Consider the following 26,085-nt stretch of genomic DNA (forward strand, 5'->3'; position numbering starts at 1 on the left):
GCCCATGCACTACCTGATCTCCTACCTTCCATTGATCAGTTGCGCGGCAAACCTCGTCCTTCAGGGCAAGGTCAAGAGCGTGGACGGCACAGCCGGCCTTAGCTAATCCGGAGTCGCCTGTTGTTCGATGCACTGGCCAGTAACGTCAATAGGCGCGTGTCGAATATGGTTGTCTTTGCTCATGCACGACCTATCATGAAGCATGCAACGTCTACAAGCCTTCAAGTTCGAGCTGATGCCTAACGGCGCGCAAGTGCGCGATATGCGCAGCTTCGGCGGAGCATGCCGGTTCGTCTACAACAAGGCATTAGCTTTACAAAAAGAGAACCACGACGCAGGTCACAGATTCATCGGTTATGTGGCCATGGCCAGACGTCTGACAGACTGGCGCAATGGCCCGGAAACGCCATGGCTGAAGGAGGCGCCCTGTCATCCATTGCAGCATGCCTTGAAAGACCTGGACAGAGCGTACAAGAACTTTTTCGCCAAGCGGGCCGGATTTCCTCGTTTCAAACGGAAAGGAAACGGCGACAGCTTCCACTATCCCGACACGAAACAGATCAAGCTCGATGAGGCCAATCTGCGCATTTTCCTGCCGAAACTCGGCTGGCTGCGTTACCGTAAAAGCCGTGATGTGCTGGGCGACGTGCGCAATGTCACCGTAAGCTGGTCAGGCGGCAAATGGTTCGTGTCGATTCAAACACAACGCGAGCTTGAGCAGCCACTACGCACGGCGACAACAGCCATCGGCATTGATGTCGGCATCGCGCGCTTCGCTACGATGAGTGATGAGACGTGCATCGAGCCGTTGAACAGTTTCACGAAGCATCAACAGCGGCTTGCGCGCTACCAGCGTCGCATGAGCCGCAAGGTCAAGTTCAGCAACAACTGGAAGAAGGCGAAAGCCCGTGTCCAGAAGATTCACGCCAGCATTGCGAATGCCCGGAAAGACTTCCTGCACAAAGCCACGACAACGATCAGCAAAAACCACGCGCTCGTCTGCATCGAGGATTTGCAGGTACGGAATATGTCCAGCTCGGCCAGGGGCACCAACAAACAGCCAGGCAAGAGGGTGAGGCAGAAGTGCGGACTGAACCGCGGCATCCTGGACCAAGGCTGGGGCGAATTCAGGCGGCAACTGCAATACAAGATGGCGTGGAGCGGCGGCATGCTGGTCGCGGTACTCCCGCACCACACCAGCCAGAGGTGCCCGACCTGTGGGCATGTTTCGAAAGAGAATCGGCAGACTCAGGCGGTATTTCGGTGTGTCGAATGTGGCTATGAAAATCATGCCGATGCGGTCGGCGCGATCAATATTTTAGAGCGGGGATGCCGCTTGTTAGCCTGTGGAGAGTGGGCGCAGTCAGGCCTCTCCGTGAAGCAGGAACCCGCCGAAGCGACTGCGCAATTTTCCGCGTAGCACCGTAGGAATCTCTTTCCTCCAGGAAGGAGAGGACGTCAAGATGTTCGCCTTCGTGTCCTCGATCACGCCCGGACCGAACAACATCATGCTGACCTCGTCGGGCATCTGGTTCGGCTTTCGCCGCTCGATCCCGCACATGCTCGGCATTACGATCGGCTTCGGCGTGCTGCTGGCCATCTGCGCGGCCGGTATCGGCGCGCTCGTCATGGCGGTGCCGGCGGCACAGTTCGCGCTCAGGGTCGCGGGTTCCGGCTACCTGCTGTATCTCGCCTGGCAACTGCGCGACATGACGTTCGACGGCCAGGCCGAAGAAGCGCGCCAGCCCATGGGTTTCATGGCGGCGGCCGCGTTCCAGTTCTGCAATCCCAAGGCCTGGGTCATGGCGATCACGGGCAGCTCGGCATTCCTGCCGCAGGGCATGCCGGTGCCGCTCGCGATCACGCTGTACTGCCTGATCTTCTGCGCCGTCAACCTGCCCTGCATCTCCGTGTGGACCGGGGCCGGGGCGCTGCTGCGGCGTTACCTGTCGCAGCCGTTGTGGCGCAAGGTGTTCTGCGCCGTGATGGTGGCGTTGACGGTGTACTCGGCACTGGCGATGTGGTGGTAGGAAAGCGGTCAATGCCGCTCAGCTGGTTGTCTTCACGAGTGTTCCAGCCTGTTCCCTGAGCCAATCGAGCGCCGCCATCACGGGCGCTGCGGGAAGGTGCCCGGCGCTCCATACGAGGTGATAGGTATGGCCGGGAATCGCCGGCGTGAACGGCTGGACCAGCCGGCCATTGGCGAGTTCCGCCGCGACCAGTTCAAGGCTCAGCAGGGCGATGCCCTGGCCGGCCAGCACCGCGCCGATCGCATGTGCCTCGTCCGAAAAGCACAACTGGGCGCGCTGCCCATCCGGTGCCAGCTCTGCTGCCGCGAACCAGCGCTCCCACGTGGGATTGCGTGGATGCTGGCGTCGCCATTGGAAATCGATCAGCGGCAGGTGGCCCAGGTCATCGACCGAAGCCCCGGCGAAATCAGGGCTGGCCACCGGCGCGAACCGGTCGGCGAACAGCGGTTCGGCCACCATCCCGGGATATGGCCCCTGCCCATAACGGATCGCCAGGTCGGCGCCATCGCCACCCAGGGAGACGGCGCGGTCGGATGCGTGAAGTTCCAGGTCGATCTTCGGATGCAGCGCGCGAAAGGCGGCAACCCGCGGAGCCAGCCAGTAAGCCATGAAAGCGCTCGTGGTCGATATCGTGACACGCTCCCGCGCCTGTGGCTTCGACAGGCGCTGCAGTGCCATCTCGAAGCTGTTGAAGCCATCGCGCAGCACGGGATACAGCGCCTTGCCGGCGTCGGTCAGCACCACCCTGCGCACCTGGCGATCGAACAGTGCCATCCCGCTGTACTCCTCGAGGGCACGAACCTGGTGACTGACCGCGGTGGGCGTGACGGCCAGTTCGCTGGCGGCTTCCTTGAAGCTGCCATGCCGTGCCGCCGCTTCGAAGGCGCGCAGTGCCGAAAGGGGAGGGAGTCTTCGCATGCGCTATGGATGAAACCAGGTCACCTGATGGCTGAGGATTTCGAGTTTGTCACGGAGGCCGGACGCGCCTATCTTCCCGGTACGCCATCCATCCACATCGAAAGGACTTTACCATGCTCGAACGTGTCATCACCCAACCGGACAACTACGAGCCGTTCCTGCTTTCGCAGGGGATCCGGTTCGGCAACCTGCTCTTTGTTTCGGGCCAGGCCGGTGCCGTCGACGACGGCAGGATCGTCGAGGGCGGTTTCCGCGCCCAGGGCGAGCAGGCGTTCGCCAACCTGCGGCGCGTGCTGGAAGCAGGGGGCTCCAGCCTGGGCGACGTCGTCAAGGTCACTATCTTCGTGACCGACATGGGCCACTTCCAGGACGTGGTGGAACTGCGCCGCAAGTTCTTCAGCGCGCCGTATCCGGCCGATACGATTGCCGAAATCAAGGCGCTCTACGATCCGGCGGCGATGATCGAGATCGAGGCCATCGCGGCTGTCCGGGCGGCGAGCTGACTTCACTCTATTTTCCTGACGAATCCCACGTAGACCCGCCGCGCGACGAAATGGTCGAAACCGGCCTGGCGGAACGTGCTCGCATCGGTCCGGTACGTGCGCCTGCTGCCGTCGAACACATCGTTTGCATTGACCGTCAGGCTCCATGTGCCGGTGAGGGCGCGCTTCCAGGTCGCATTGACGCTGCTGGTCGAGCCTTGGCGGCCGAGGGGCGTGATGCTGGACGACTGGATGTGCGCATCGAGCGACAGGTCGTCCTGTCCGGTGCTGTAGCCCATCTTTAAATTCACGTAGCCCGCGATGCCGTGCTGGCGCACGAGGCCAGGGAGGTCGGGCGTCCGGAGCGCGACGCGCCAGGCACCGCCGTCCATGCCCAGGCGCAGCGTCGCATCGGGCGTCCAGTCCAGCAAACCGGTCATGCCGGCCGAGCGGGCGATCCCGCCGTTCTGCTTCGACGTGACGAGCACGTTGCCGGCGACACTGCGCGCCTCCACCACCGTATCGCGGCTGGTGCGATGAAAGGCACCGAGGCTGCCGCTGAAATGCTTGCCCGCCGCGTTGGCGCCGATTTCCCATGAGGCCAGGCGCTGCGGCCCGAGGCCGGGATTGCCGCGGTTCAGGTTTTGCGCGTCGACATAGGTGGTGAAGGGATTGAGGTCACGGGGATCGGGCCGCTGGAGCCCGCGGCGATAGGCCAGCGTCAGCTCCGCCTTGTCGGTGGCGGCATATCGCACATGAAGGCTGGGGTTCATGGCGTGCCAGTGCCTCGCCTGCACAGTGCCCTGGGCCGGCGTGATCCGCAGCGCCGTGCGCTCGAAGCGTCCGCCCAGCAGCACTTCCCATTTGCCGTGCCGGATCCTGTCGGTCACGTAGGCGGCGCTCACCGTGGTTTGCACGGCGTAGCCATTGGTCGTGCCGGGGTCGGGCGTCTCCCCGCCCGTCGCAGGGTCGACGGCGGCCTGGTAGTTGGCGAGATCGTCCATGTCGTCCCGAAAATCCGTGCCCATGCTCCACTGGCCGTGCCGCGATGCCTGGCTCCAGTCGAATGTGGCCTGGTCGAGGCGGCGTGCCGACCGGGTGGCGCCGCGGCTGTAGCGGGTGGCCTGCACGGGTTCGACGAACACGTCCCGGTAGGATTTGTCGACCAGGGCGACGGTCCTGCTGCGCTGGACCATCGCCTTGAGCGCCTGGCCCGGTCCCTGGTGGCTCCAGGCCAGGCTCGCGCTGTCGTCGGACTGCTCGTTGGGGCCGTACGAAATACGGTGGAAGAGGGACTCACCAGCGTCGGTGCGGGTCGTGTTGAGCGTGTCGAGCAAGGGGCGCGAACGGCGCCCGTTATGCCGCGCCGACAGGCTGACGCTATCGGTGGCGCTCAAGGTGTAATCGATGCCCAGTGCCGCGCTGTGGACGATGCGCCGCACGAACACGCTCGATGCCTGCGCCGTTTGCCCGGCCTGGCCAGTGAGCGGATCGTGCCAGCCGACCGCCGACGACCGCAATTTCCGCGTGCCGTCGTGGCGATAGGCCACGTTGCCATGCACGCTGACATCCTTCCCTGTCGCGTCGCCCGACATGCCCAGGTTCCACAAGCCCTGGTCCGCGGCGCTGCCGCGAACCTGCGCATGGGTGCCGGGCTTGCGGTTGCGCTTCAACACGATGTTGACGACCGCGCCCCCGCTGGCGCCGGTGGCGGCCGACGGATTGGTGATGACCTCGACGCTGGCAATGTCGGCCCCGGCCATGGTCTGCAGCGCCACCGCCCGCTCGTCGCCCGACAGCATCGCCGTCGGCTTGCCGTCGACCAGCACCGTGACCTGGGAATTACCCTTGACCGCGAGCTGCCCGTCGGCCGTGACGGAGAGCTCGGGTATCGACTGCAGCACGTCCTGGGCGGTGCCGTTTGCCGCCTTGGCCGAGCTGGAAACGTCATGGACTGTCCTGTCGAGCTTTCTGGTGACGGGCGCTTTTTTCGCCGTGACGGTCACGGTCGCGATGGCCGGTTCTTGGGCATGCGTGGCGTTTGACAACGCGGCCAGCGCGGCCAGCATTGCGGCAAGTGTCGTTCCTGGTCTGATGGGCACGGTATCGGTGCGGCGGGGCGCCGCGTGTCACTGGAGGCTCGAGTATCGAACGCGCCGCGGCCGGCACACTGGCTTCTGTGACAAAGCCCGGCGGGCATGGGGCGAGCCGAGGGGCGGAAGAAGTGCAGGCCGGCCGTAGGAATTTGTTACAGCTGTCGCGTGCACCGTCCGCACCGCCGCCGCGTTATGCCTTTACGAGCCGCGCGCGCGTCGCGCCCGGTCAACGCATCGAGATGGAGAAAAAACATGAAACGCCTGTTCGCCACCGTAGCCCTGCTGGCAACCCTGATCCCCATCGGCCACGCTGCCGCCGGCGAGATCGCGCTGTACACCCACGCCGAGTTCCGCGGGCCCCAGGTGACCGTGCGCGGCACCACCACCAATTTCGAGCACATGGCTTTCAACGATCGCGTGTCTTCGGTCGTCGTGCGGTCGGGTACCTGGGAACTGTGCGAGCACAAGGATTTCGGTGGCCGCTGCATCGTGCTGGAGCGGGGCGAGTACCCGATGCTGAACGGCTTCAACGACGTGGCCTCGTCGGCGCGCGAGGTGGACCGCCGGCGCGACCGCGATGGCTACCGGGGCGATGGCCGCAATGAGCATGGCGACCGCAACGACCGCCGGGATGACTGGCGCGACCGCCGGGGCGATGACCGCCGCGGCCCGCCGGTCGAGCTGTATGGCGCCCGCAATTTCAGCGGCGACCGCGTCGCGCTCGGGGGCGACCTGCATTCGCTGCGCTCGAAGGATTTCAACGACCGCGCGGGCTCGTTGATCGTGCGCGAAGGCGAGTGGGAAGTCTGCGAGCACGACGACTACCGCGGTCGTTGCAGGGTCTTCGGGCCGGGCCGCTATCCGGCCATGGAAGGCTTGAACAACCAGGCCTCGTCCGTGCGCCGGGTGCGCTGAGCCAGGACGGCAAGGCCGAAAAAAAAGACGCCGCGGCGTCTTTTTTTGCTTATCCCTTCAGCGCCTTTTCCAGCAACTGGTGCAGCGCCGCGAATTCCGGCTTGCCCACGTAGCGCTTGACGATCTTGCCATTCTTGTCGATGACGAAGGTGGTCGGCGTCATCGTCACGTCGCCGTACGCCTTCGCGGCTTCGCCGGTGATGTCGAGCGCCACCTTGAACGGCAGCTGCCGTGTTTCGGTGAAGTTCACCACGTAGTTGGGCGGGTCGTATTTCATGGCCACGGCGATGAGTTCCAGGCCCCGGCCCTTGAACCGGTTGTACGTGTCGGCCATTTCCGGCATCTCGGCCACGCAGGTGGCGCACGACGTGGCCCAGAAGTTCACGATCACCACCTTGCCCTGCAAGTCGGTCGGGGTGATGCGTTCGCCCTTGATGCCGGTGAACGTGACCTGCGGCGCGGCGGGCGCGCTGTTCAGCGACATCCACGCGGCGAAGCCCGCGCCCGCGATCACGGCGGCCGCGAGCGCCGGCTTGATCCATGCTTTCGAGGAGGTGCTCATGATCGGCCGTCAGTCGCGCAGTCAGTTCGACGCTTGCGCCGGGGCCGGTGTGTTCTGGTACTGCTTGTACTCCTCTTCCGAGATGTACTCGAACACGCGCACCACCTTCGTCACACCGCTCACGCCGCGCGCGATCTCGGTCGCGCGGTTGGCTTCGAACTGCGTCACGCGGCCCATCAGGTAGACTTCGCCGCGCTCGGTCACCACCTTGAACGAATTGGCGGAAATATCCTTTGCGTCGACCAGGCTGGCTTTCACTTTCGTGGTCAGCAGCGTGTCGTTCGAGCGTGACGTGTAGCTGGCCGGGCCGGCGATCGCCAGCTCGTTGGTCACCGATTGCACGCCTTCGATCGCCTTCACTTCGCGCTCGACGGCTTCCTTCTTGGCCTGGTTCGGCACTTCGCCGGTGATCAGGACCTTGCGGTTGAACGCATTCACGTTCACGTGGCCGGTATCGTCGAGCACGTTACGCAGGCGCACATCCGCCTTGACGGCGATCGTCTTGTCCTCGGTCTGCGCGCCGAACGTGCGGCGGTCCGATGCCGCCATGGTGCCGGCGACGGCGCCGCCGACCACGAGGCCGACGCAGCCCGACAGGCTGCTCATCAACGCGCCACCCAGCAGGGCGATCGCGACGGGGCGCTGCCAGCGGGCCATCAGGGATTTACTCATGCACATCTCCTCCAAACAGGGCGACGTCGATGCCATCGCAAATGCAATGGATACACGTCAGGTGGACTTCCTGGATACGCGCCGTGCGCTCGGCCGGCACGCAGATATGCACGTCGGCGTCGGTCAGCATCTTGCCGATGGCGCCGCCGCCCTTGCCGGTCAGTGCCACCACGCGCATTTCGCGCTCCAGCGCCGCTTCGATCGCAGCCATCACGTTGGCCGAATTGCCGGACGTGGAAATGGCCAGCAGGATGTCGCCGGCCTGGCCGAACGCCTGGACCTGCTTGCTGAAGATTTCGCGGTAGCTGTAATCGTTCGCCACCGCCGTCAGCAGCGACGTGTCGGTGGTCAGTGCCAGCGCGGGCAGCGGGAAGCGCTCGCGCTCGAAGCGGCCGACGAGTTCCGCAGCGAAATGCTGGGAGTCGGCTGCCGAGCCGCCATTGCCGCAGGCGAGAATCTTGTTGCCGTTGGAAAGGGCTGAGAACATCAGTTCGATAGCCTGCGCGATGGGTTGCGCGAGCACGGTGGCGGACTGGATCTTGGTTTCGGCACTTTCGTGGAAGTGCGAGAGGATGCGTTGGTTCGTCATAGTCTTGAAATTATATAGTGCTGCGGTCCTTCACGGCCGGCAATGCCTGTTAATAATGCTTACAAAAGAGGCTTATGAAAAGGTTAAAGGTGGCGTTCAGGCATGTTGCCACAGCCTTTCAATACGCTTTCCTGGCGGGCACCGATACCGTGATTGCCGTTCCCGCACCGGGCTTGCTGTCGATCTCCAGCGTGGCACCGATGACGCCGGCGCGCTCGCGCATGCCCACCAGCCCCCAGTGGCCGGGGCGGTGCCCGGCCATGGCGACGGGTTCCTCCAGGCCCTGGCCATTGTCGCGGATGCGCATGACGAACGCCGTGGCGCCATATCCCAGGTCCAGTTCGATCCGGGTGGCGTGCGCATAGCGCGAGGCATTGAACAGCGCCTCACGCGCGATGGCATAGAGCTCTTCATGCACGTCGGGGCGCAATGGCCGCGGCGTGCCGGTCACCTTCATGTCGAACGCGTGCGGAGCGTGGCTGGCGAGGCCCTTGCCATACTGCCCGAGCGTCAGCTCCAGTATTTCCGGCGCGGCCGACTCGCGCAGCACCATGATCTGGTCCCTGCCTTCCATGAGCAGGCGTTCGGCCAGATCGAGCGTCTGGTCCAGGCGCGTGCGTTCCACTGTGCCTTCCGGCAGGTAGCGGCTGTGCGCGTCGAACGAGAGCAGCAGCGACTGCATGCTTTGCAGCAGGGTGTCGTGCAGCGTGCGCGCGATGCGCGTGCGTTCGGTCAGGCGTTCGTGCAGGCGCTCCTGCATGAGCCGCGTGAGGTAGCGGATCCGCACCGCATAAGCCACATACAGCAATAGCAAGGTGGCGGCCACCAGCAGCAACTTGAACCAGATGCTTTGCACGAACGTGGGCGGAATGCCGATCTCCAGCGCGGCGCCTTCCATGTTCCAGAGATTGTCCTCGTTCGACGCGATGACCTCGAAGCGGTAGCTGCCCGGCGCCAGGTTGGTGTAATTGGCCTGCCTGCGCCCGGCGGCATCCTGCCAGCCGCGATCCAGGCCGACCAGCCGGTAGCGCAGGCGCACCCGTTCGGGGATCGACAGGGAAAGGGCGGTGAAGTCGACCTGCAGGTTGCGCGTTCCCCGCGGCAGGTCGAGCGCCCGCGTGGCGATGGCATGGCCGGCGATGGCGTGACTGGCAATGGCATGAGGCTGGCCGTCGGCGACGATGCCGGTGATGTCGACCGGCGGCGCCAATGGATTGCGCGGGATGGCGGCCGGATCGATGGTACCGACCGAGCCTGTTGTTGCATACCACAGCAGGCCGTCGCGCGAGCGCCGCAGCGAGGGCACCGGCCGCAACTGCGTCGCGTGGCCCTGCATGCCGTCCCGCGCATCGAAACGCTCGAAGTCCACGGCCGCGCCGTTGTTGAGCCATCCATCCAGCCTGGCGGCGGGCACGCGATACAGGCCGTCGGCACCGTGCAGCCACAGGTCGCCATCGGGCATGCGGACGATGCCCGACACGCCGCGGAACCGTTCCTGGCGTTCGCCGTGCAGGGCCGTGAAGCGGCCGTTGCGATACAACGCCACGCCGTTTTCCCCGCCGGCCCACATCGCGCCGGAACCGGCCTTGCTGTCGAAGTGCAGGGTCAGCACCGTCCCCAGGTCCAGGCCCTGGGCTGGGCCGAGCCTGCGCACATTGGCGCCGTCGACGACGGTGACCTGGCTGCGCACATGCGCCATCCACAGCGCGCCTGCGCCATCGCGGGCCATGGCGGTGGTGAGCAGCTCGGGAATGTCGCGCAGGCCGCCCGACTTGACCCATTGGCCGCCGACGAGCTTGTGCACGCCGGTACCGAGATTGAAGGAGGCCCACAGCGCGCCCTCGCGATCCTGCTGCATGGCATGGACGCGGTAGGTCTTGACGCCGCCCGGAAACGGGATCGCTGCCAGCGTGCCGTCCGGATCGCGCCGCAGCACGCCTTCCATCCCGCCCAGCCACAGCGTGCCGTCCGGTGCCGTGTAGCTGGCCGTGATGGCGCCCGGCACTTCCCGGGCGATGCGTCCGTCGGGACCGTAGCGCCACAGGTCGCGGGCATAATCGCCCACCCACATGTCGCCGGCGGGCCCGGCCACCAGCACCGGATATTCCAGCGGCGTGGCGACGGGCACCGTATGCAGCCGGTTCGGCCGCAGCCGGTCGATCCCGCCCGACGTGCCGATCCACAGGTTGCCTTCGCGGTCCTGGAAGATCGCGCCCAGGATGGGGCCGGTGATGCCGTTCAGCGGCGACAGGAACTGGTCGGGCCGGCCGGCGGCATTCGGAGACACCTTGCGTTCCAGGCTGTCGGCATGGGTGACCCACATCGTTCCCCGCCGGTCGAAAAGCATGCCGATACCGGCGAATGCCGGCGCGGCCGGCTGGCCGGCGGGCGGCGGCGCGGTGCGCACGCGGTGATAGCCGCGTTCGAAATCGTTGCCCCAGATCGTGCCGTCCGGCCCTTCGCATAGCCACACCAGCGCCTTGCGCGGCCATGCGTGCGTAAACCGGGTTTCGCCCGGGCGACGGAAATAGGCGCCCGAGTTGGTGCCGACCCAGGTGGTGCCGTCGCGCGCGAACAGTACCTGGAACACGCCACGGGTCGGCAATCCCGCCTCTTCCCGCAGGTAAGCGAAGCGCCTGGCGCCGGGGGCGAGCACCGCCACGCCATCGCGCATCGCCGCCCAGATCGCGCCATCCGGCGCGGCTTCCAGGTGCATCACGCCGACCGGCTGCACGCCGTCGCCTTCCATGTACGTGCGCGAGCCATCCTTCCTGAACACGGCAATGCCGCCGACGCGGTAGCCGACCCACATGGCGCCGTCCGGCGTGGTCGTCAGCGCCATGATGTTGCTGGATTGGAGCGGGTGGCCATGGACCTTGTCGGTGCGGTCGAAGCGCACGCCGTCGTAGCGGTACAGGCCCGTCGGCGTGGCGATCCACAGCCAGCCGTCCGGCCCCTGTGCGAATTTCGTGACGCCCACCGGCGCGCCATCGAGCGCCGTCCAGGCGGTATGGGTGAAGTCGGCCAGCAATGGGCGCGATATCGGCGGTGATGCCGGCGGTGATGCCGGCGGCTCGGCGCCGGCAAGGGCATGCGCCGCCACCACCAGCAGGAACAGCAAGGCCTTGAGTGCGCGGACGATCATCGGTCGAACATCATGCGGGCGGAGCGTCTCCCGCAGCCTGCGGCAGGCGGACGGTGAACCTGCTGCCTTCACCGGGGCCATCGCTGTCGGCCGTGATCGATCCGCCATGCATGTGCACGAGGCCGCGGGCGATGGACAGGCCGAGCCCGAGGCCGCCCTGCGAGCGGTCGATGGTCGTCGGGCCCTGCACGAGCGAATCGAAGATGGTCGGCAGCACGTCGGGCGCGATCCCGACCCCGGTGTCGCTGACATCGATGACGACCATGCCATCGGTGCAGCTCGTGCGCACCGAGATGCTCCCGCCTGCCGGCGTGTACTTGATGGCGTTGGCCAGGAGATTGTCGACGACCTGCGTGAGCCGGTTCGTATCGCCGGTCGCGTAGGCATCCTCCACCCAGACCATCCATTCATGGTCCTTGGTATTGGCGACCATCTTCGCATCGCAGCAGAATTTCACGAGTTCGCCCACGTTGACGCGGGCGGTCCGCAACGTCACCTTGCCGGACAAAACCCTTCGCACGTCGAGCAGGTCGCCCACCATGTGGGTGAGGTGCGCGAGCTGGCGGTTGACGATATCCCACGCGCGGTCCCGGTTCGGCGCGGGCATCCCGGGCATGCGGACGGCGGCGACGGCATTGGTGAGGGCGGCCAGCGGGTTGCGCAGCTCGTGGCTCAGCATCGAAATGAAGTTGTCCTTTGCTTCGTCCTGGGCTTCGGCGCGCAGCCGCGCCGACCGTTCCATCGCCAGGAGCCGTTCGCGCTCGTCTTCCAGCGCGGCGCGCGCGGCGCTTTCATGCGCCAGGGCCAGGCCGGTGCGGTGCAGCACGTGCGACAGTCCGTCCGCCTCCTGCAGGCCGGAAGGCGCCACGCTGACCACCGTTCCCTCGGCCAGCGCCTGCGCGGCCGACGTCGCCCCCTTGAGCGCCCGGTCGATGCGGCGTGCGAAAAAGACGGCGATGCTGACTGCGACACCCAGGATCGCCAGCAAGGCCGCGGCTGCATACCAGGTGGTCAAGCGGGCGGCCGATTCGATTTCATCGACGGGAACACCGATGGCCACGGTCCAGTTGGTGAGGCTGGAGCGGACGAAGACGGTGTACACCCGCACACCTTCGCGCGTGACGTTGTCGACCATGCCGTTGGCTTGCCGGCGCGAGGCTTCGTACAGGGCCGGGCGCACGGGCTTGCCGACGAATTGCGCGGCGGCCCTGTTGCGTGCGATCGAGATGCCGTTGGCATCGAACACACCGATGATCCAGCCGGGGCCCAGCGTATGGCGCTGGAAGACCTTGTTGAAGTAATTCGGATCGAAGATCTGCACGACGACATACTGCCTGCCGACCGCCTTGGGAACCGGCACGTTCACGGACACCACGCCGCGCTTCGACTTGGCGCCGATGAAGTAGCCGCCGACCCGGGTGCGTTGCGCGTCGTAGATGTCGGCAGCCCATTTTCCGGTGTTTTTCGCCAGCGGTGTGCCATAGGGCACCAGGGTGTTGATCACGCCGCTGCCCGAATAATCCGCGATCATCGTCCAGCTCAGGGGCGAGGTGCGCGTTGCCGACAGCAGCTGGTACAGGCCTTCGATGTCATCGGTCCTGATTTCGCGGGAATTGGCCACGATGCGGTTCGCCGCTTCGGCCCTGGCGATTTCGCTGTCGATTTGCAGCGACGTGGAATTGGCCATTTCCTCGATGCCGCGGATGCGCGACTCACGTTCGGACTGCAACAGCATCGCCAGCCCGAACGTCGCCAGGCATGCCACCGGCACGATGATTGCCACCAGCATCAGCAGTAGGTAGGTGCGTGTCTTCATCGATGGGGCGACGGGGCAGCGTCGCGCGGGACTCGCGGGTGATTGCTCAGCCGATCATGTTATCACTTCGGTTATCACTTCGGTACGGGCTTGCGGGCCGGCCGGGGCAGGCGCTCAGTCCAGCACGTTCTTCAGCCAGCCGATGGCATCGCCGTCGATCGCCACCACGTCGAACCGGCACGGCGGCAATTTCGGGTAGCGCAGCAGGAATACTTGCGCGGCGATCTTCATGCGCCGCTGCTTGGCGGGCGTGATGCTGGCGGCGGCACCGCCGAAGGCGCGGCTGCGGCGCCGGCGCACCTCGACGAAGACGAGGTGCGTGCCGTCGCGCATGATCAGGTCGAGCTCACCGCCCTTGCAGCGGAAGTTGCGTTCGACGAGCGCCAGGCCATGCAGCCGCAGGTGATCGAGGGCGGCATCCTCGCCCAGCTGGCCCTTGCGCTGCAGGTCGGTCTGGGCCATGGCGCCATCATGGCGTGGTGACGGGCACCGGCACGCCGTTGCGGTAGATGGCGGCTGGCTCCACGCGCTTCACGCGCGCCGGGCCGTTGCCGAAGTCGATCGACAGCTGGCCCGTCACGCCATCGAGCGAGATCGGCTGGCCGGGGCGCAGCGCGATCTCGCGCGCCACGCGGAAGGCATCGATGCCCAGTGCGTAAAGACGTTCCATGTCGGCGGTGAGGCGCTCGTCGTCGCGCGGGACCGGCTGCGGGTAACTTGCCACCGTGGGGTTGTCGCGCTGGATCTGCCATGGCAGGTCCAGCAGCTTCACGCCATCGAGCTCGGCCCCCTGGTACAGCGACACGCGGCCCGGATTCAGCGACGACGTGCCAAACAGCGGAATCTCGCTCAGCGGCGGCGCGGACAGCGCCACGCGCAGCTGGCGCGCCTGGTCGGCATCGAGCGCGGCGAACAGCAGGTCCACCGGCTGCTCGACGAGGCGGGCACGCAGTGCCACCATTTCGCCGTCGCTCAGGTAACCGTTCAGCGCCGTCAGCTCCAGCGTCTTCGTGGCCATGCCCACTTGCGGCGCGTGCCCGGCGAACGCGCTGGCGATGCGGCGCTGCCAGGCGGTGCTGCCGGACAGGATCATCACGTTCGCGCCCGGGTACTCGCGCGCGGCCCATTCGGCCACCTGGCGCGCCTCTTCCTCGATCGACAGGCCGATCGACAGCATCTTGGGCGGCAGCGTGGTGCCTTCGCGGTCTTCCGGATGGTTCAGCGCGATGGTGGGCTTCGTCACCAGCGGGCTGGCGGCGACGGCCGTGACGGCGGAGCGGGCCAGCGGGCCCACGATGATGTCCTGCTGCGCCAGCGCGGCCTCGTAGGTGGAGAGGATGTCGTCCGCGGCATCGCCCGTTTCGATGATGGTGACCTCGAAGCCGGCGCGCTCGCGTTCCCAGGCTGCCATGAAACCGGCGCGCACGGCATCGGCGGCGCGGCCCAGCGTTTCGGAACGCAGCGGCAGCACGACGCCGATGCGCACCGCCTGGCCCGGCACCGTGGCGGCGGCCTGGCCTTCGGCCGGCGTGCCGGGCATGGCCACGGCGAACGTCTGCACCTGGGCTTCTTCCTCGGGTGTGGGCGCGGGAGGGCGCTCGGGCGGCGCGGTCACGCGCGGCGCCGGGCTTGTCACGGTCTCGATTGGCGCGCACAATGCCCCCGGGCTGCCGCAAGGCGTGCTGCACGCCGATACCGACAGCGCGGCCGCCACGCACAACAGCAGTGTTTTGATTTTATTCGCCAGCATCCTACCCCCAATGACAGTTCACGAATCCAGCCCGATCGCCGCCCTGCCGGTGCTCGGCGAGACCGCGCTTCAAACGTACCCTACGGCAACATTGTACGTAGTGGCCACTCCTATCGGCAATGTAACCGACATTGGCCTGCGGGCGCTGCACGTTCTCGGGCTGGTCGACGCGGTCGCTTGCGAAGATACCCGCAATACCTCGCACCTGATGCAGCGCTTCGGCATCAGCAAGCCTTTGCTGGCCGCGCACATGCACAACGAAAGGGAGGCGGGCGAGACGATCGTGCGGCGGCTGCAGGCGGGCGAGCGCATCGCGCTGGTGTCCGATGCGGGCACGCCCGCCGTCTCCGACCCGGGCGCGAAGATCGTCGACGCGGTCCGTGCCGCCGGCTTGCGCGTGGTGCCGCTGCCCGGCGCGTCGGCCGCCGTCACGGCCCTGTCGGCCAGTGGCCTGATCAACGACCAGTTTCATTTCGTCGGCTTCCTGCCCGCCAAGGCAAAGCAGCGCGAGACGGCGCTGGCCGCCTTGCGCAACGTGACCGCCACGATGGTGTTCTACGAGGCGCCGCACCGCATCGCCGAATTCACGCAAGCGCTGGTGGCCGTGTTCGAGCCCACGCGGCAAGTCGTGTTCGCGCGCGAACTGACCAAGTTGTTCGAGGAAATCCACCGCTGCCCGCTGTCCGATGCCATGGCCTGGCTGGCCGGCGATGCGCACCGGGAAAAGGGCGAGTTCGTCGTGCTGCTGGAAGGCGCCGCCGCGCAATCCGATGCGCAGGACGCCGAAGCCGAACGGGTGCTGAAGATCCTGCTGGCCGAACTGCCGCTCAAGCAGGCCGCCAGCCTCGCCGCGCAGATCACGGGCGCCAAGAAGAATGCGCTCTACGACCGGGCGCTGGCGCTGAAGGAAAATACGTAACGGCAAAACTGGGGCGATACGGCGACCCGGCGTAAAACTGGGGACGTACCCCTGTTTCGAGGAAAGAATTGCCTCTAAACAGGGGTCTGTCCCTGGTTTTTAAGGGGTGCCGGGACCGCAGTTTTCGGCGAAGCCGGGCACGTGCGACAGGCGTTCCATGTAGGCGGCCACGGCTGGCAGCTCGATGCGGTCGATCGGTGTCGCACGCCAGCGGTGGGTGGAAACGCCGATGACCACGTCGGCCAGCGAGACGGTGTCGCCGGCCACGAAGGCGCCGGTCCGGGCCAGGTGGCGGTCCAGCAGCGCCATTTTTGTATTCCAGTCGCGCACGCCGGCGGCCACCGCTTCGGGGCTGAATTGCGTGCTGCCACGCAGCAGGGTCATGAAGGGCGCCCGCCACGATGCATTCAGCTCCGTGGCCTGCCAGTCCATCCACTGCTCGATGCGGGCGCGCTGCAGGCGGTCGGCCGGCAGCAGGAAGCTGTCGTGCGCGAGGTAGCGGCAGATCGTGTTCGATTCCCACAGCACCGTGTGGCCATCGCGCAGCACCGGCACCTGGGCGTTCGGGTTCAAGGCGAGGAATTCGGGCACGTTCGGGTCGCGCTCGCCCTTGCCCCACGGCTCGAGTTCATATGGCAATTCGAGCAGGCGGCAAGTCCACAGCACCTTGCGCACATTGATCGACGGTAATTTCCCCAATATTGTCAGCATCGATAACCTTTCGTCAGAATTTGCAGCCGCTGTCCTTCTTGTCCATCAACATGATGAGTGGTGCCAGCAAGCCGGCCCCGGAATAGGCCGTCTTGCAATCCGGGCGGGCCGAGTTCTCGATATGCCGGCCCAGCCGTTGTTCCTTGGTTTCCTGCCATTCCTTGCCCCGGTTGAGCTTTTCCGCTGCCCAGTTCGTCGCTGGTGGGTTCAGGTCGTTCGCCATTGCCCGGGCGGCGCTGCGTGCCGCGTCCGGGTCGAAGCGGGGGGCATTGTCCGCCGGTGCGGCTTCGGTGGGCTCGGCTGGCACGACCGTCATCACTGGCGGCGCTTCGGTGTCGGGTGCGCCGCGCTCCGGCGTGGCGCGGATCGGCGCTGGACGGGAAGCGGGCTCTTTCGCTCTTGCCTGCCTTGCCGGCGGTTCCGCCCGGCGGACGGGTTCAGGCGGCGGTGGCGGCCGTGTCGGCGGCACGAGGCGGATCGTCAGCGGCTGGGCCCAGCGGCGTTCGTCCGGCTGGGCGGGTGGCGCCGATGGCGCGCGCAGCATCGACAGCAGCAGCGCGTGCAGCAGGATCGAAACGGCAATACCGGCCACCAGCCCGCCGCGGCGCGGCCGGTCGGGATAAGTCAGGGTCTGTTGCATGGCTCCAAGTCCTGGAACAGGGATGCTTATATTCGCATATTGTTTATTTGCTATGTGGACATCGAAACGAATTTTTTAAGAGGGCCTTGACGCGATCGGTTTCGAGCGGTATTATCTTGCTTCTTCGGAGTGTAGCGCAGCCCGGTAGCGCATCTGGTTTGGGACCAGAGGGTCCAAGGTTCGAATCCTTGTACTCCGACCAAGATTCATCAGAAACCCCCGCAAGCTCAGGCTTGTGGGGGTTTTTGTTTGTGCCGGCGGTTTGTCATGACCCAAGGCTGGGCCCGCATTGCCGGGCCCGGCAACACGGGCCCGACGATACTTCAGTCGCTCAATACTTCAGCCGTTGCGCTTGGCCAGCAGGGCATTCCCGGCGCGGCTGGAACTCTTGCGGCCGAGGAATTGCGAGATGTAGTGGCCAGCCTCGGCCACGGCGTCCAGGTCCACCCCGGTTTCGATGCCCAGTCCGTTCATCATGTACAGCACGTCTTCGGTGGCGATGTTTCCGGTGGCGCCTTTCGCATACGGGCAGCCGCCCAGACCCGCCACGGACGAGTGGAAGATCGAGATGCCCAGTTCCAGCGAAGCATAGATGTTCGCCAGCGCCTGGCCGTAGGTATCGTGGAAGTGGCCGGACAGCGCATCGATGCGGAAGGCGCGGATCGCCGTTTCCATCACCGCCTGCGTGTGGCGCGGCGTGGCCACGCCGATCGTGTCGGCGATGTCGATTTCATCGCAACCCAGGTCGCGCATCCGGGCCACCACGTCGGCCACGGCATCGAGGGGCACATCGCCCTGGTAGGGGCAGCCGAACGCGGTGCTGATGCTGCCGCGCAGCCGCACGCCGTTATCCTTCGCGGCCTTCGCCACCGGCTCGAAGCGGGCGATGGATTCGGCGATCGAGCAGTTGATGTTGCGCTGCGAAAAGGCTTCCGACGCCGAGCCGAAGATCACCACTTCATCCGCCTTCGCCGCCAGCGCGGCTTCGAAGCCCTGCATGTTCGGTGTCAGCGCGGAATAGATCACGCCCGGCTTGCGCGCGATGCCGTCCATGACTTCGCGGCTGGTGGCCATCTGCGGCACCCATTTCGGCGACACGAACGCCGCCGCTTCCACGTTGACGAAGCCCGCGGCGGACAGGCGATTCACCAGCTCGATCTTCACCTCGGCCGGCACGTTTTCCTTTTCGTTCTGCAGCCCGTCGCGCGGGCCCACTTCCACGATCTTTACTTTTTTCGGCAGGTCCATGTCAGTACCCCAGTTCTCTGTTGATGACGTCGGCAACGGGCTCACCCCGTGCCAGCTGGCCGATCTTGCCGGCGATCTGCCGCACGCTCTCGTCGCGCAGGGTGAGCGCGGAAATGTGCGGCGTGATCGTGATGCGCGGCTCGTCCCAGAACGGATGCTGCCGCGGCAGCGGTTCGTTGCGGAACACGTCGAGCGTGGCGCCGGCGATGTGGCCGGATTGTATGTAAGCCAGCAGGTCCGGCTCCGACAGGTGCGCGCCCCGCGCCACGTTGATCACGTAGGCGCCTTTCGGCAGCTTGCCCAGGTTGGCGCGGTCCAGGATATTCGCCGTGGCATCCGTCAGGGGCAGCATGCAGACCAGCACGCGCGTGCCGCGCAGGAAGGCATCGAGCCCGTCGTCGCCGGCGAAACTGCGCACCCCGTCGATCGCCTTCGGGCTGCGCGACCATGTTTGCAATGGAAACCCGAACGGGCGCAGGCAATCGAGCACGCGCCGGCCCAGCGCGCCGGCACCCATTACACCTACCGTAAACGATGCGCGCTCGTGCGTGGGCAGCGGCCGCCACTCGCCCACCGCGGCCTGGTCTTCATAGCGGTCGAAGCGGCGGAAGTAGCGCAGCACGGCGTGCGTCACATAGTCGCCCATCTGCACGCCCATGCCCGCGTCGCCCAGGCGCACGATCGGCACGTGGGCGGGCAGGGCGCTGGCATGCTTCAGGATCGCATCGGCGCCGGCGCCCATCAGGAAGACGGCTTTCACTTCGGCCAGCTCGCGCAGCATCGCTTCCGGCGGTGCCCAGATGACGGCGTAATCGCAGGGCGCAAGCTTGTCGCCTTCGCGCCACGTCACGCACTGGGCCTGTGGCAGGTGGCGTGCGAATTCGTCCGCCCAGGGGCCGGTATCGCCATCCGGGCGGTACAGCAGGATACGCAATGTTTTCTCCTCAAGCCACGGCGCGGAAGGCCAGCAGCGGCGCGCCGTCCGCAACCTGGTCGCCCACGGCATACAAAATGTCATCCACCGTGCCGTCGTGCGGCGCGGCGATCGTGTGTTCCATCTTCATCGCTTCCATGATGACGAGCGGCTCGCCCTTCCTGACTGCCTGCCCCTGCGTGGCCAGCACGGCGACGACCTTGCCCGGCATCGGCGCCGTCAGGCGGCCACCTTCCGCTTCGGTCTCGCCGGCATGGGCCAGCGGGTCCTGGTAGTGCAGCACGTGGTGGCCGCCGCTGGTGAAGACGTGGAACGTGTCGCCATCGCGGCGCACGGTGCCGTGCACCGACGCATCGCCCAGCCGCACCGACAGGTCGACGCCATCGCGTGCCAGCAGCGCCACGTCGACCGACAGGCCCTTGATCGACAATTCCCAGCCATGCGGCAGGTACGTGAACACCGGATCGTAATCCTTGCCGTTCTCGTCGCGGAACGCCAGCGTGCGGGCCAGGCGGGAATTGAGGCGCCAGCCCAGTGCCTGGCTCCACGGGTCGCCGGCACCGGTGCCGCACGCCCGGGTTTTCTCATGCTCGATCAGCGCCACGGCGGCCAGGGCTAGCGCGGCCACCGGCAGCGAACGCGCCGGGGGGAACAACGTTTCGGCGTTGCGTTCGATGAGGCCCGTATCGAGGTCCGCATTGGCAAATGCTTCGCTTTCGACCAGCCGCTTGAGGAAGGCCACGTTGCCCGTCAGTCCCACGATCTGGTACTGCGACAGCGCCTGCGCCATGCGCGCCAGGGCCTGCTTGCGGTCGGCGCCCCAGACGATCAGCTTGGCGATCATCGGGTCGTAGAACGGCGAGATCGCATCGCCTTCGCGCACGCCGGAATCGACGCGCACGGCGGCCGGCTGGCCGCCGCTACCACCCGTGCCGCCCACTTCGAACTGCACCGCCTCAGGCGTGTCCAGGTGGCGCAGCGTGCCGATCGACGGCAGGAAGCCCTTGTCGGGATTCTCGGCGTAGATCCGCGCTTCCAGCGCGTGGCCGCGGATCCTCAGCTCGTCCTGCGTTTTCGGCAGCGGTTCGCCGGCCGCCACGCGCAACTGCCATTCCACGAGGTCCGTGCCGGTGATCATCTCCGTTACCGGATGCTCGACCTGCAGCCGCGTGTTCATTTCCATGAAGTAGAAACTGCCATCCTGGTTTGCGATGAATTCCACGGTGCCGGCGCCCACATAGCCCACGGCTTTCGCCGCCGCCAAGGCCGCGTCGCCCATCGCGGCGCGGCGTTCATCGGTCATGCCGGGTGCGGGGGCTTCTTCCAGCACCTTCTGGTGGCGGCGCTGTACCGAGCAATCCCGTTCGAACAAATAGATGCAGTTGCCCTGCGTGTCGGCGAATACCTGGATCTCGATGTGGCGCGGGCGCTGCAGGTATTTCTCGGCCAGCACCTTGTCGTCGCCGAAGGAGCTGATCGCCTCGCGCTTGCAGGAGGCCAGCGCTTCCCGGAAGGCTTCGGCGTTGTCGACCACGCGCATGCCCTTGCCGCCGCCGCCGGCGGAAGCCTTCAGCAGCACCGGGTAGCCGATGCGGTCCGCCTCGCGCTGCAGGAACGCGGCATCCTGTTCATCGCCGTGGTAACCCGGCACCAGCGGCACGCCGGCCTTTTCCATCAGCGATTTCGCCGCCGACTTCGAGCCCATCGCGCGCATTGCCGCCGCGGGCGGGCCGATGAAGACAAGGCCCGCTTCGGCGCAGGCTTCCGCGAATTCGGCGTTCTCGGACAGGAAGCCGTAGCCGGGGTGGATCGCCTGCGCGCCGGTGGCCAGCGCGATGGCGATGATCTTGTCGCCGCACAGGTAGCTTTCCTTGGCCGGGGCGGGGCCCAGCAGCACGGCCTCGTCGCAGACGGCCACGTGCTTTGCGTTGGCATCGGCTTCCGAATACACAGCCACGGTGCGGATACCCATCTTGCGGGCCGTGGCGGCCACGCGGCAGGCGATCTCACCACGGTTGGCGATCAGGATTTTCTTGAACATGGGTGTCTCCGTTATTTGAGAGTCAAACCCCACGGCAAACCCTGGGGTCAGACCGCCGGGTCTGACCCCGGCTTTTGCATTTGGGTGCTGCATGCTCTTGTGGTGCAGGTAGCAATTGGCAAAGGGCTTGTGGCCCGTACCGGTTGATTGCAATGCAGGTGCCGCGCCCTCTGCCGGGGCGCTGGCGTTTTACTTCAGCAGCCGCAGGCTTCCTTCTGTACCGATTCCAGCATGGCGGCACGCGTCGACAGGCCCAGCTTGGCCAGCAGCGCCCGGTCGTCGTTCGCTTCCGGGTTGTCGGTGGTGAGCAGCTTGTCGCCGTAGAAGATCGAGTTGGCGCCGGCCATGAAGCACATGGCCTGCACGGCTTCGCCCAGTTCGCGGCGGCCGGCGGACAGGCGCACGCGCGCCTTGGGCATCGTGATGCGCGCCACGGCGATCGTGCGCACGAATTCCAGCGGGTCGAGGCGGTCGACGCCATGCAGCGGCGTGCCTTCCACCTGCACGAGGTGGTTGATCGGCACCGATTCCGGATACGGGTTCAGGTTCGCCAGCTGTGCGATCAGGCCTGCGCGCTGGTCGCGCGTCTCGCCCATGCCCACGATGCCGCCGCAGCATACTTTCAGGCCGGCGTTGCGCACGTGGCCCAGCGTGTCCAAACGGTCCTGGTACTGGCGGGTGGAAATCACGTTGTCGTAGAACTCGGGCGCCGTGTCCAGGTTGTGGTTGTAGTAATCGAGGCCGGCGGCCTTCAGGCGCTCGGCCTGGTCCGCTTCCAGCATGCCCAGCGTGGCGCAGGTTTCCAGGCCCAGCGCCTTCACTTCGCGCACCATGGTCTCGACCTTTTCCATGTCGCGGTCCTTCGGGCTACGCCAGGCGGCGCCCATGCAGAAACGCGTGGCGCCGTTTTCCTTGGCCTGCTTCGCCGCTTCCAGCACCGTTTCGGTATCGAGGATCTTCTTTGCTTCCACGCCGGTGTCGTAGCGCGCGGCCTGCGGGCAGTAGCCGCAATCTTCTTCGCAGCCGCCCGTCTTGATCGACAGCAGCGTGGCCAGTTCCACGTCGCCATCCGGGAAATTGGCGCGGTGCGCCTGCTGCGCACGGAACATCAGGTCGTTGAACGGCAGTTCGAACAGGGCCAGCACCTCTTCGCGCGGCCACGGGCCCTCGGGCAGCTTGATGGCCGCGGTCGGGCGGTGCAGGGCGACGGTTTTCGGTTCATGCAGGGACATCTGGTTCTTCCTTTAACGTTTTACTTTGTATTGCGGCGAGCCGGCCAGTTCGGCAGGCCCGTGAAATCCAGGTACTCGGCCGCGGCGGCGGCGCTGGCGTCCGCCAGGCGCGGCACGCGGCCCAGCAGCGGCGCCGGAATGCGGTCGGCCAGCGCCTCGATGTTCTCGTCGGCGAACGCCATTTCCGGTTCCAGCGCATTGGCTACCCAGCCGACCAGCTTCAGGCCGCGCGCGGCGATCGCTTCCACGGTCAACAGCGCGTGGTTGATGCAGCCCAGCCGCATGCCCACGACGAGCACCACGGGCAAGCCGAGCTGCTGCGCCAGGTCGGCGGTATCGTAGGTATCGGTCAGCGGCACGCGGAAGCCGCCGACACCTTCGACGACGCTCGCATCGCTGGCGGCGGCGATTTCCACGTAGGCGGCCAGGATCGGCACCGGGTCGATGACGATGCCTTCCAGCGCGGCCGCGATGTGCGGGGCCGCCGGCTCCTTCAGCAGGAACGGCGTGGTGATCGACTGCAGCAGGTGCACGTTGCCCGCGGCCTCGAGCTGGTCGCAGTCGTCGTTGTGCAGCGTGCCGTCGCGCAGCACGGCGCCGGCGGCCACCGGCTTCATGCCGCAGGCCTTCACGCCCTGGCACACCAGCGCATGCAGCATGGCCGAGGAGATCAGCGTCTTGCCGATTTCCGTGTCCGTGCCGGTGACAAAGCAGGAGAAGCGGGGCCGCATGCCGCCCGGGACGGGTGCCGCCGTGGGCGCCGGTTCCAGGTCTTCCGGCTCTTCCGTGATTGCCGCGGGTGCTTCCACTACAGGAACGATCACCGGGTCTTCAAGTGCCATCTCGGCTCCTTTCCATGTGGGCATTGACTTCATTGATGCTGTCGACCAGCCGGGCCACTTCGGCCGCGGTGTGGCCGGCGGACAGGGTAACGCGCAGCCGTGCCGAATCGGCCGGCACGGTGGGCGGGCGGATACCGCCGACCCAGATACCACGTTCGTACAGGGCCGCGGCGGCGTCCATCGTCGCTTCGTTGGCGCCGATGACGACCGGCTGGATCGCGGTTTGCGAAGGCAGTGCCGTCCAGCCCTGCAGTCGCAGGCCATCGTGCCATTGTGCCACCAAACCGGCCAGGTGCGTCCGGCGCTCGCGCCCCTCGCCGCCGCCGATGATGTCCAGGCTCGTCAGCAGCGCATGCGCCAGCGCAGGCGGCGCCGCCGTCGTGAAGATGTAGGGGCGGGCGCGCTGGACCAGCGTTTCGATCACGGTGGCATGGGCGGCCACGAATGCCCCGCCGACACCGGCGGCCTTGCCCAACGTGCCCATATAGACGAGGTAGGGCGAGTGCAGGTCGAAATGTTCGAGGGCGCCGCGGCCGTTCTCGCCCAGCGTGCCGAAGCCGTGCGCATCGTCGACCACGAGCCAGGCGCCATGCTTTTCGCACAGTGCCAGCAGCTCGGGGAGCGGGGCCAGGTTGCCATCCATCGAAAACACGGAGTCGGTGACGACGATCTTGTTGCTCGCATGGCTCGTGCCCAGCAGTTCGTCGAGCGCTTCCACGCCCGCATGCGGGTACACCTTGACGGGCGTGCGGGCCAGGCGGGCACCGTCGATCAGCGAGGCATGGTTCAACGCCTCGCTGAAAATTTCGGTGTTCCTGTCGCCGGCGGCCAGCGCCGTCAGCACGGCCAGGTTGGCCATGTAGCCGGTGCAGAAGTACAGCGCGCGGGCATCGACGAGGTGCGGCCCGACGAAATCGGCCAGCCTTTCCTCCAGCGCCGCATGGGCGCGGCTGTGGCCACTGATCAGGTGCGATGCGCCGCTGCCGGCGCCATACAGTTCGGTACCCTCGCGCAGGGCGGCCGTGATGGCGGGATGCGCGGCCAGGCCCAGGTAATCGTTGCTGCAGAAGGCCAGCAGCTCGCGGCCATCGACAGTCACGCGTGGGCCGCAGGGTGTCTCGACGGTGCGGCGCGTGCGGATCAGGCTTTGCTCTCGCAACCCCTCCAGGTTCGATGCCAATCGGTCCAGCAATTCCATCATGCCTCCGCCAGCGTCTGTTCGAACACGGCCTGCGTGCGCGCCGCAAGGCCGGCGATTTCCTCGTCGTCCAGGATATACGGCGGCATCAGGTACACGGTCGCGCCGATGGGGCGCAGCAGCAGCTCGTTGCGCGTGGCGTTGGCAAAGAAGCGGCGCGAGAAAGCCTTGTCCACGCCAACGGCATCGAAGGCCAGGATCATGCCGCGCTGGCGCATATTGCTTGCACGTGGATGATCGGCCAGCGGCGCCATCGCGGCGGCCAGCTTGCCGGCCCGACCGCGGTTCGCTTCCAGCACGCCGTCTTCCTCGAAAATATCGAGCGTGGCGAGTGCGGCGCGGCAGGCGAGCGGGTTGCCGGTGTAGGAGTGCGAATGCAGGAAGCCGCGCGTGATATCGGCGCTGTAGAACGCCTGGTAGATCTCGTCCCGTGTCAGCACCAGCGACAGCGGCAGGTAACCGCCGCTGATGCCCTTCGACAGCGTGACGAAGTCCGGCCAGATGCCGGCCTGTTCGCAGGCGAAGAACGTGCCGGTGCGGCCGCAGCCGACGGCGATCTCGTCGAAAATCAGGTGCACCGCGTGCTTGTCGCACAGCTCGCGCACCAGTTGCAGGTACAGCGGATCGTGCATCGCCATGCCGGCGGCGCATTGGACCAGGGGCTCGATGATGATGGCGGCGATCTTGTCCGCCTTCGCCTCGAACAGCCGCTGCACATCGGCCGCGGCGCGGCGTGCCACGTCCTGCGCCGTTTCGCCATCGCGGGCCTGGCGCGCGTCGGGCGACATCACCGTTTGCGTCGCGCGCAGCAGCGGGCCGTAGGCGTCCTTGAACAGCGCCACGTCGGTAACGGCCAGCGCGCCGATCGTTTCGCCGTGGTAGCTGCCCTGCAGGCAGACGAATTCCTGCTTTTCGCCGCGGCCCGCGTTGCGCCAGGCGTGGAAACTCATCTTCAGCGCGATCTCGACCGCCGAGGCGCCGTCCGACGCGTAGAACGCGTGGCCGAGCACACCGCCCGTCAGCGCCGACAGCCGCTCGGACAGGCGGATCACCGGCTCGTGCGTGAAGCCGGCCAGCATCGCATGCTCCAGCATGTCCAGCTGGTCGCGCAATGCCGCGTTGATGCGCGGGTTCGCGTGGCCGAACAGGTTGACCCACCATGAGCTGATCGCGTCGAGGTAACGCCGGCCGTCATGGTCGTACAGCCACGCGCCGCGGCCGTGGCTGACGGGGATCAGCGGAACAGTCTCATGGTGCTGCATCTGGGTGCAGGGGTGCCACACGCTCTTCAGGCTGCGGGCCACCCAATCGCTGGTGTTGTTCGTCAAAACTCGTTACTCCATAT

Annotated in this window: 23 protein-coding genes and 1 tRNA gene; 6 read left to right on the forward strand and 18 right to left on the reverse strand. The window is 66.4% G+C overall.

Annotation, left to right across the window (positions count from 1 at the left end):
- Nucleotides 1-202: 202 nt before the first annotated feature.
- The gene (locus EWM63_RS13495) at nt 203-1,420 is read left to right on the forward strand and encodes an RNA-guided endonuclease InsQ/TnpB family protein (RefSeq protein ID WP_130186996.1); all 1,218 of its coding nucleotides are present in this window, start codon (nt 203-205) and stop codon (nt 1,418-1,420) included.
- Between the two features lie 43 nt (nt 1,421-1,463).
- The gene (locus EWM63_RS13500; RefSeq protein ID WP_130186997.1) at nt 1,464-2,030 is read left to right on the forward strand and encodes a LysE family translocator; all 567 of its coding nucleotides are present in this window, start codon (nt 1,464-1,466) and stop codon (nt 2,028-2,030) included.
- A gap of 18 nt (nt 2,031-2,048) precedes the next feature.
- Here the strand turns inward: EWM63_RS13500 and EWM63_RS13505 are convergent, their stop codons facing one another.
- Complete coding sequence (locus EWM63_RS13505) at nt 2,049-2,948, reverse strand: LysR substrate-binding domain-containing protein (protein ID WP_130186998.1); 900 nt, start codon at nt 2,946-2,948, stop codon at nt 2,049-2,051.
- Between the two features lie 113 nt (nt 2,949-3,061).
- On the opposite strand from EWM63_RS13505, the gene EWM63_RS13510 reads away from it, so the two are divergent.
- Nucleotides 3,062-3,451: a RidA family protein gene (locus EWM63_RS13510; protein ID WP_130186999.1), complete on the forward strand. Its 390-nt coding sequence runs from the start codon at nt 3,062-3,064 to the stop codon at nt 3,449-3,451.
- Nucleotides 3,452-3,453: 2 nt separating this feature from the next.
- On the opposite strand, the gene EWM63_RS13515 is transcribed toward EWM63_RS13510, so the two are convergent.
- Nucleotides 3,454-5,532 carry a TonB-dependent receptor gene (locus tag EWM63_RS13515; RefSeq protein WP_130187000.1) on the reverse strand — a complete coding sequence of 693 codons (2,079 nt, stop codon included), beginning with the start codon at nt 5,530-5,532 and terminating at the stop codon, nt 3,454-3,456.
- Between the two features lie 246 nt (nt 5,533-5,778).
- Between EWM63_RS13515 and EWM63_RS13520 the strand changes: the two genes are divergently transcribed.
- Nucleotides 5,779-6,441, forward strand: coding sequence for a beta/gamma crystallin-related protein (locus EWM63_RS13520; RefSeq protein ID WP_130187001.1), 663 nt, complete (start codon nt 5,779-5,781; stop codon nt 6,439-6,441).
- Between the two features lie 49 nt (nt 6,442-6,490).
- Here EWM63_RS13520 and EWM63_RS13525 read toward each other — a convergent pair whose 3' ends face one another.
- From EWM63_RS13525 to EWM63_RS13555, 7 genes are all read right to left on the reverse strand, one after another.
- Nucleotides 6,491-7,003 carry a peroxiredoxin family protein gene (locus tag EWM63_RS13525; protein WP_130187002.1) on the reverse strand — a complete coding sequence of 171 codons (513 nt, stop codon included), beginning with the start codon at nt 7,001-7,003 and terminating at the stop codon, nt 6,491-6,493.
- A gap of 21 nt (nt 7,004-7,024) precedes the next feature.
- On the reverse strand, nt 7,025-7,681 hold the full coding sequence (locus tag EWM63_RS13530) for a BON domain-containing protein (RefSeq protein WP_130187003.1): 657 nt from the start codon (nt 7,679-7,681) through the stop codon (nt 7,025-7,027).
- Nucleotides 7,668-8,264 carry a phosphoheptose isomerase gene (locus EWM63_RS13535; RefSeq protein WP_130187004.1) on the reverse strand — a complete coding sequence of 199 codons (597 nt, stop codon included), beginning with the start codon at nt 8,262-8,264 and terminating at the stop codon, nt 7,668-7,670. Before EWM63_RS13535 ends, EWM63_RS13530 begins: the two co-directional genes overlap by 14 nt.
- Before the next feature lie 118 nt (nt 8,265-8,382).
- On the reverse strand, nt 8,383-11,409 hold the full coding sequence (locus tag EWM63_RS13540; protein ID WP_130187005.1) for a sensor histidine kinase: 3,027 nt from the start codon (nt 11,407-11,409) through the stop codon (nt 8,383-8,385).
- A gap of 10 nt (nt 11,410-11,419) precedes the next feature.
- A complete protein-coding gene (locus EWM63_RS13545; RefSeq protein ID WP_130187006.1) occupies nt 11,420-13,225 on the reverse strand; it encodes a sensor histidine kinase in 1,806 nt (601 codons plus the stop codon).
- 114 nt (nt 13,226-13,339) lie between these two features.
- Nucleotides 13,340-13,687, reverse strand: coding sequence for a YraN family protein (locus tag EWM63_RS13550; protein WP_130187007.1), 348 nt, complete (start codon nt 13,685-13,687; stop codon nt 13,340-13,342).
- Nucleotides 13,688-13,694: 7 nt separating this feature from the next.
- A complete protein-coding gene (locus EWM63_RS13555; RefSeq protein WP_130187008.1) occupies nt 13,695-14,975 on the reverse strand; it encodes a penicillin-binding protein activator in 1,281 nt (426 codons plus the stop codon).
- 10 nt (nt 14,976-14,985) lie between these two features.
- Between EWM63_RS13555 and rsmI the strand changes: the two genes are divergently transcribed.
- On the forward strand, nt 14,986-15,894 hold the full coding sequence (gene rsmI, locus EWM63_RS13560) for a 16S rRNA (cytidine(1402)-2'-O)-methyltransferase (protein WP_130187009.1): 909 nt from the start codon (nt 14,986-14,988) through the stop codon (nt 15,892-15,894).
- 99 nt (nt 15,895-15,993) lie between these two features.
- On the opposite strand, the gene EWM63_RS13565 is transcribed toward rsmI, so the two are convergent.
- Both EWM63_RS13565 and EWM63_RS13570 read right to left on the reverse strand, forming a co-directional pair.
- Nucleotides 15,994-16,605: a glutathione S-transferase family protein gene (locus EWM63_RS13565; protein ID WP_130187010.1), complete on the reverse strand. Its 612-nt coding sequence runs from the start codon at nt 16,603-16,605 to the stop codon at nt 15,994-15,996.
- A gap of 13 nt (nt 16,606-16,618) precedes the next feature.
- On the reverse strand, nt 16,619-17,245 hold the full coding sequence (locus EWM63_RS13570) for a hypothetical protein (RefSeq protein WP_130187011.1): 627 nt from the start codon (nt 17,243-17,245) through the stop codon (nt 16,619-16,621).
- A 125-nt stretch (nt 17,246-17,370) separates the two neighbouring features.
- Here EWM63_RS13570 and EWM63_RS13575 point away from each other — a divergent pair.
- Nucleotides 17,371-17,447: transfer RNA gene (locus EWM63_RS13575), tRNA-Pro, on the forward strand.
- 137 nt (nt 17,448-17,584) lie between these two features.
- Here EWM63_RS13575 and EWM63_RS13580 read toward each other — a convergent pair.
- From EWM63_RS13580 to EWM63_RS13610, 7 genes are all read right to left on the reverse strand, one after another.
- On the reverse strand, nt 17,585-18,493 hold the full coding sequence (locus EWM63_RS13580) for a hydroxymethylglutaryl-CoA lyase (protein ID WP_130187012.1): 909 nt from the start codon (nt 18,491-18,493) through the stop codon (nt 17,585-17,587).
- A gap of 1 nt (nt 18,494) precedes the next feature.
- On the reverse strand, nt 18,495-19,427 hold the full coding sequence (locus EWM63_RS13585) for a 2-hydroxyacid dehydrogenase (RefSeq protein WP_130187013.1): 933 nt from the start codon (nt 19,425-19,427) through the stop codon (nt 18,495-18,497).
- Between the two features lie 10 nt (nt 19,428-19,437).
- Entirely contained in the window at nt 19,438-21,468 is a 2,031-nt protein-coding gene (locus tag EWM63_RS13590) for an acetyl/propionyl/methylcrotonyl-CoA carboxylase subunit alpha (RefSeq protein WP_130187014.1), read from the reverse strand.
- Between the two features lie 194 nt (nt 21,469-21,662).
- Nucleotides 21,663-22,700 carry a biotin synthase BioB gene (bioB, locus tag EWM63_RS13595; RefSeq protein ID WP_130187015.1) on the reverse strand — a complete coding sequence of 346 codons (1,038 nt, stop codon included), beginning with the start codon at nt 22,698-22,700 and terminating at the stop codon, nt 21,663-21,665.
- A gap of 20 nt (nt 22,701-22,720) precedes the next feature.
- Nucleotides 22,721-23,542 (reverse strand): dethiobiotin synthase, encoded by an 822-nt coding sequence (gene bioD / locus EWM63_RS13600; RefSeq protein ID WP_130187016.1) that lies wholly within the window; start codon nt 23,540-23,542, stop codon nt 22,721-22,723.
- Nucleotides 23,532-24,740 (reverse strand): 8-amino-7-oxononanoate synthase, encoded by a 1,209-nt coding sequence (gene bioF / locus EWM63_RS13605; RefSeq protein ID WP_130190365.1) that lies wholly within the window; start codon nt 24,738-24,740, stop codon nt 23,532-23,534. The genes bioD and bioF overlap by 11 nt, the downstream gene beginning before the upstream one ends.
- Nucleotides 24,740-26,068, reverse strand: a complete 1,329-nt coding sequence (locus EWM63_RS13610) for an adenosylmethionine--8-amino-7-oxononanoate transaminase (protein ID WP_130187017.1) — start codon at nt 26,066-26,068, stop codon at nt 24,740-24,742. The genes bioF and EWM63_RS13610 overlap by 1 nt, the downstream gene beginning before the upstream one ends.
- Nucleotides 26,069-26,085: the final 17 nt, after the last annotated feature.

It is taken from the genome of Pseudoduganella lutea, from assembly GCF_004209755.1.
Lineage (GTDB): Bacteria > Pseudomonadota > Gammaproteobacteria > Burkholderiales > Burkholderiaceae_D > Rugamonas > Rugamonas lutea.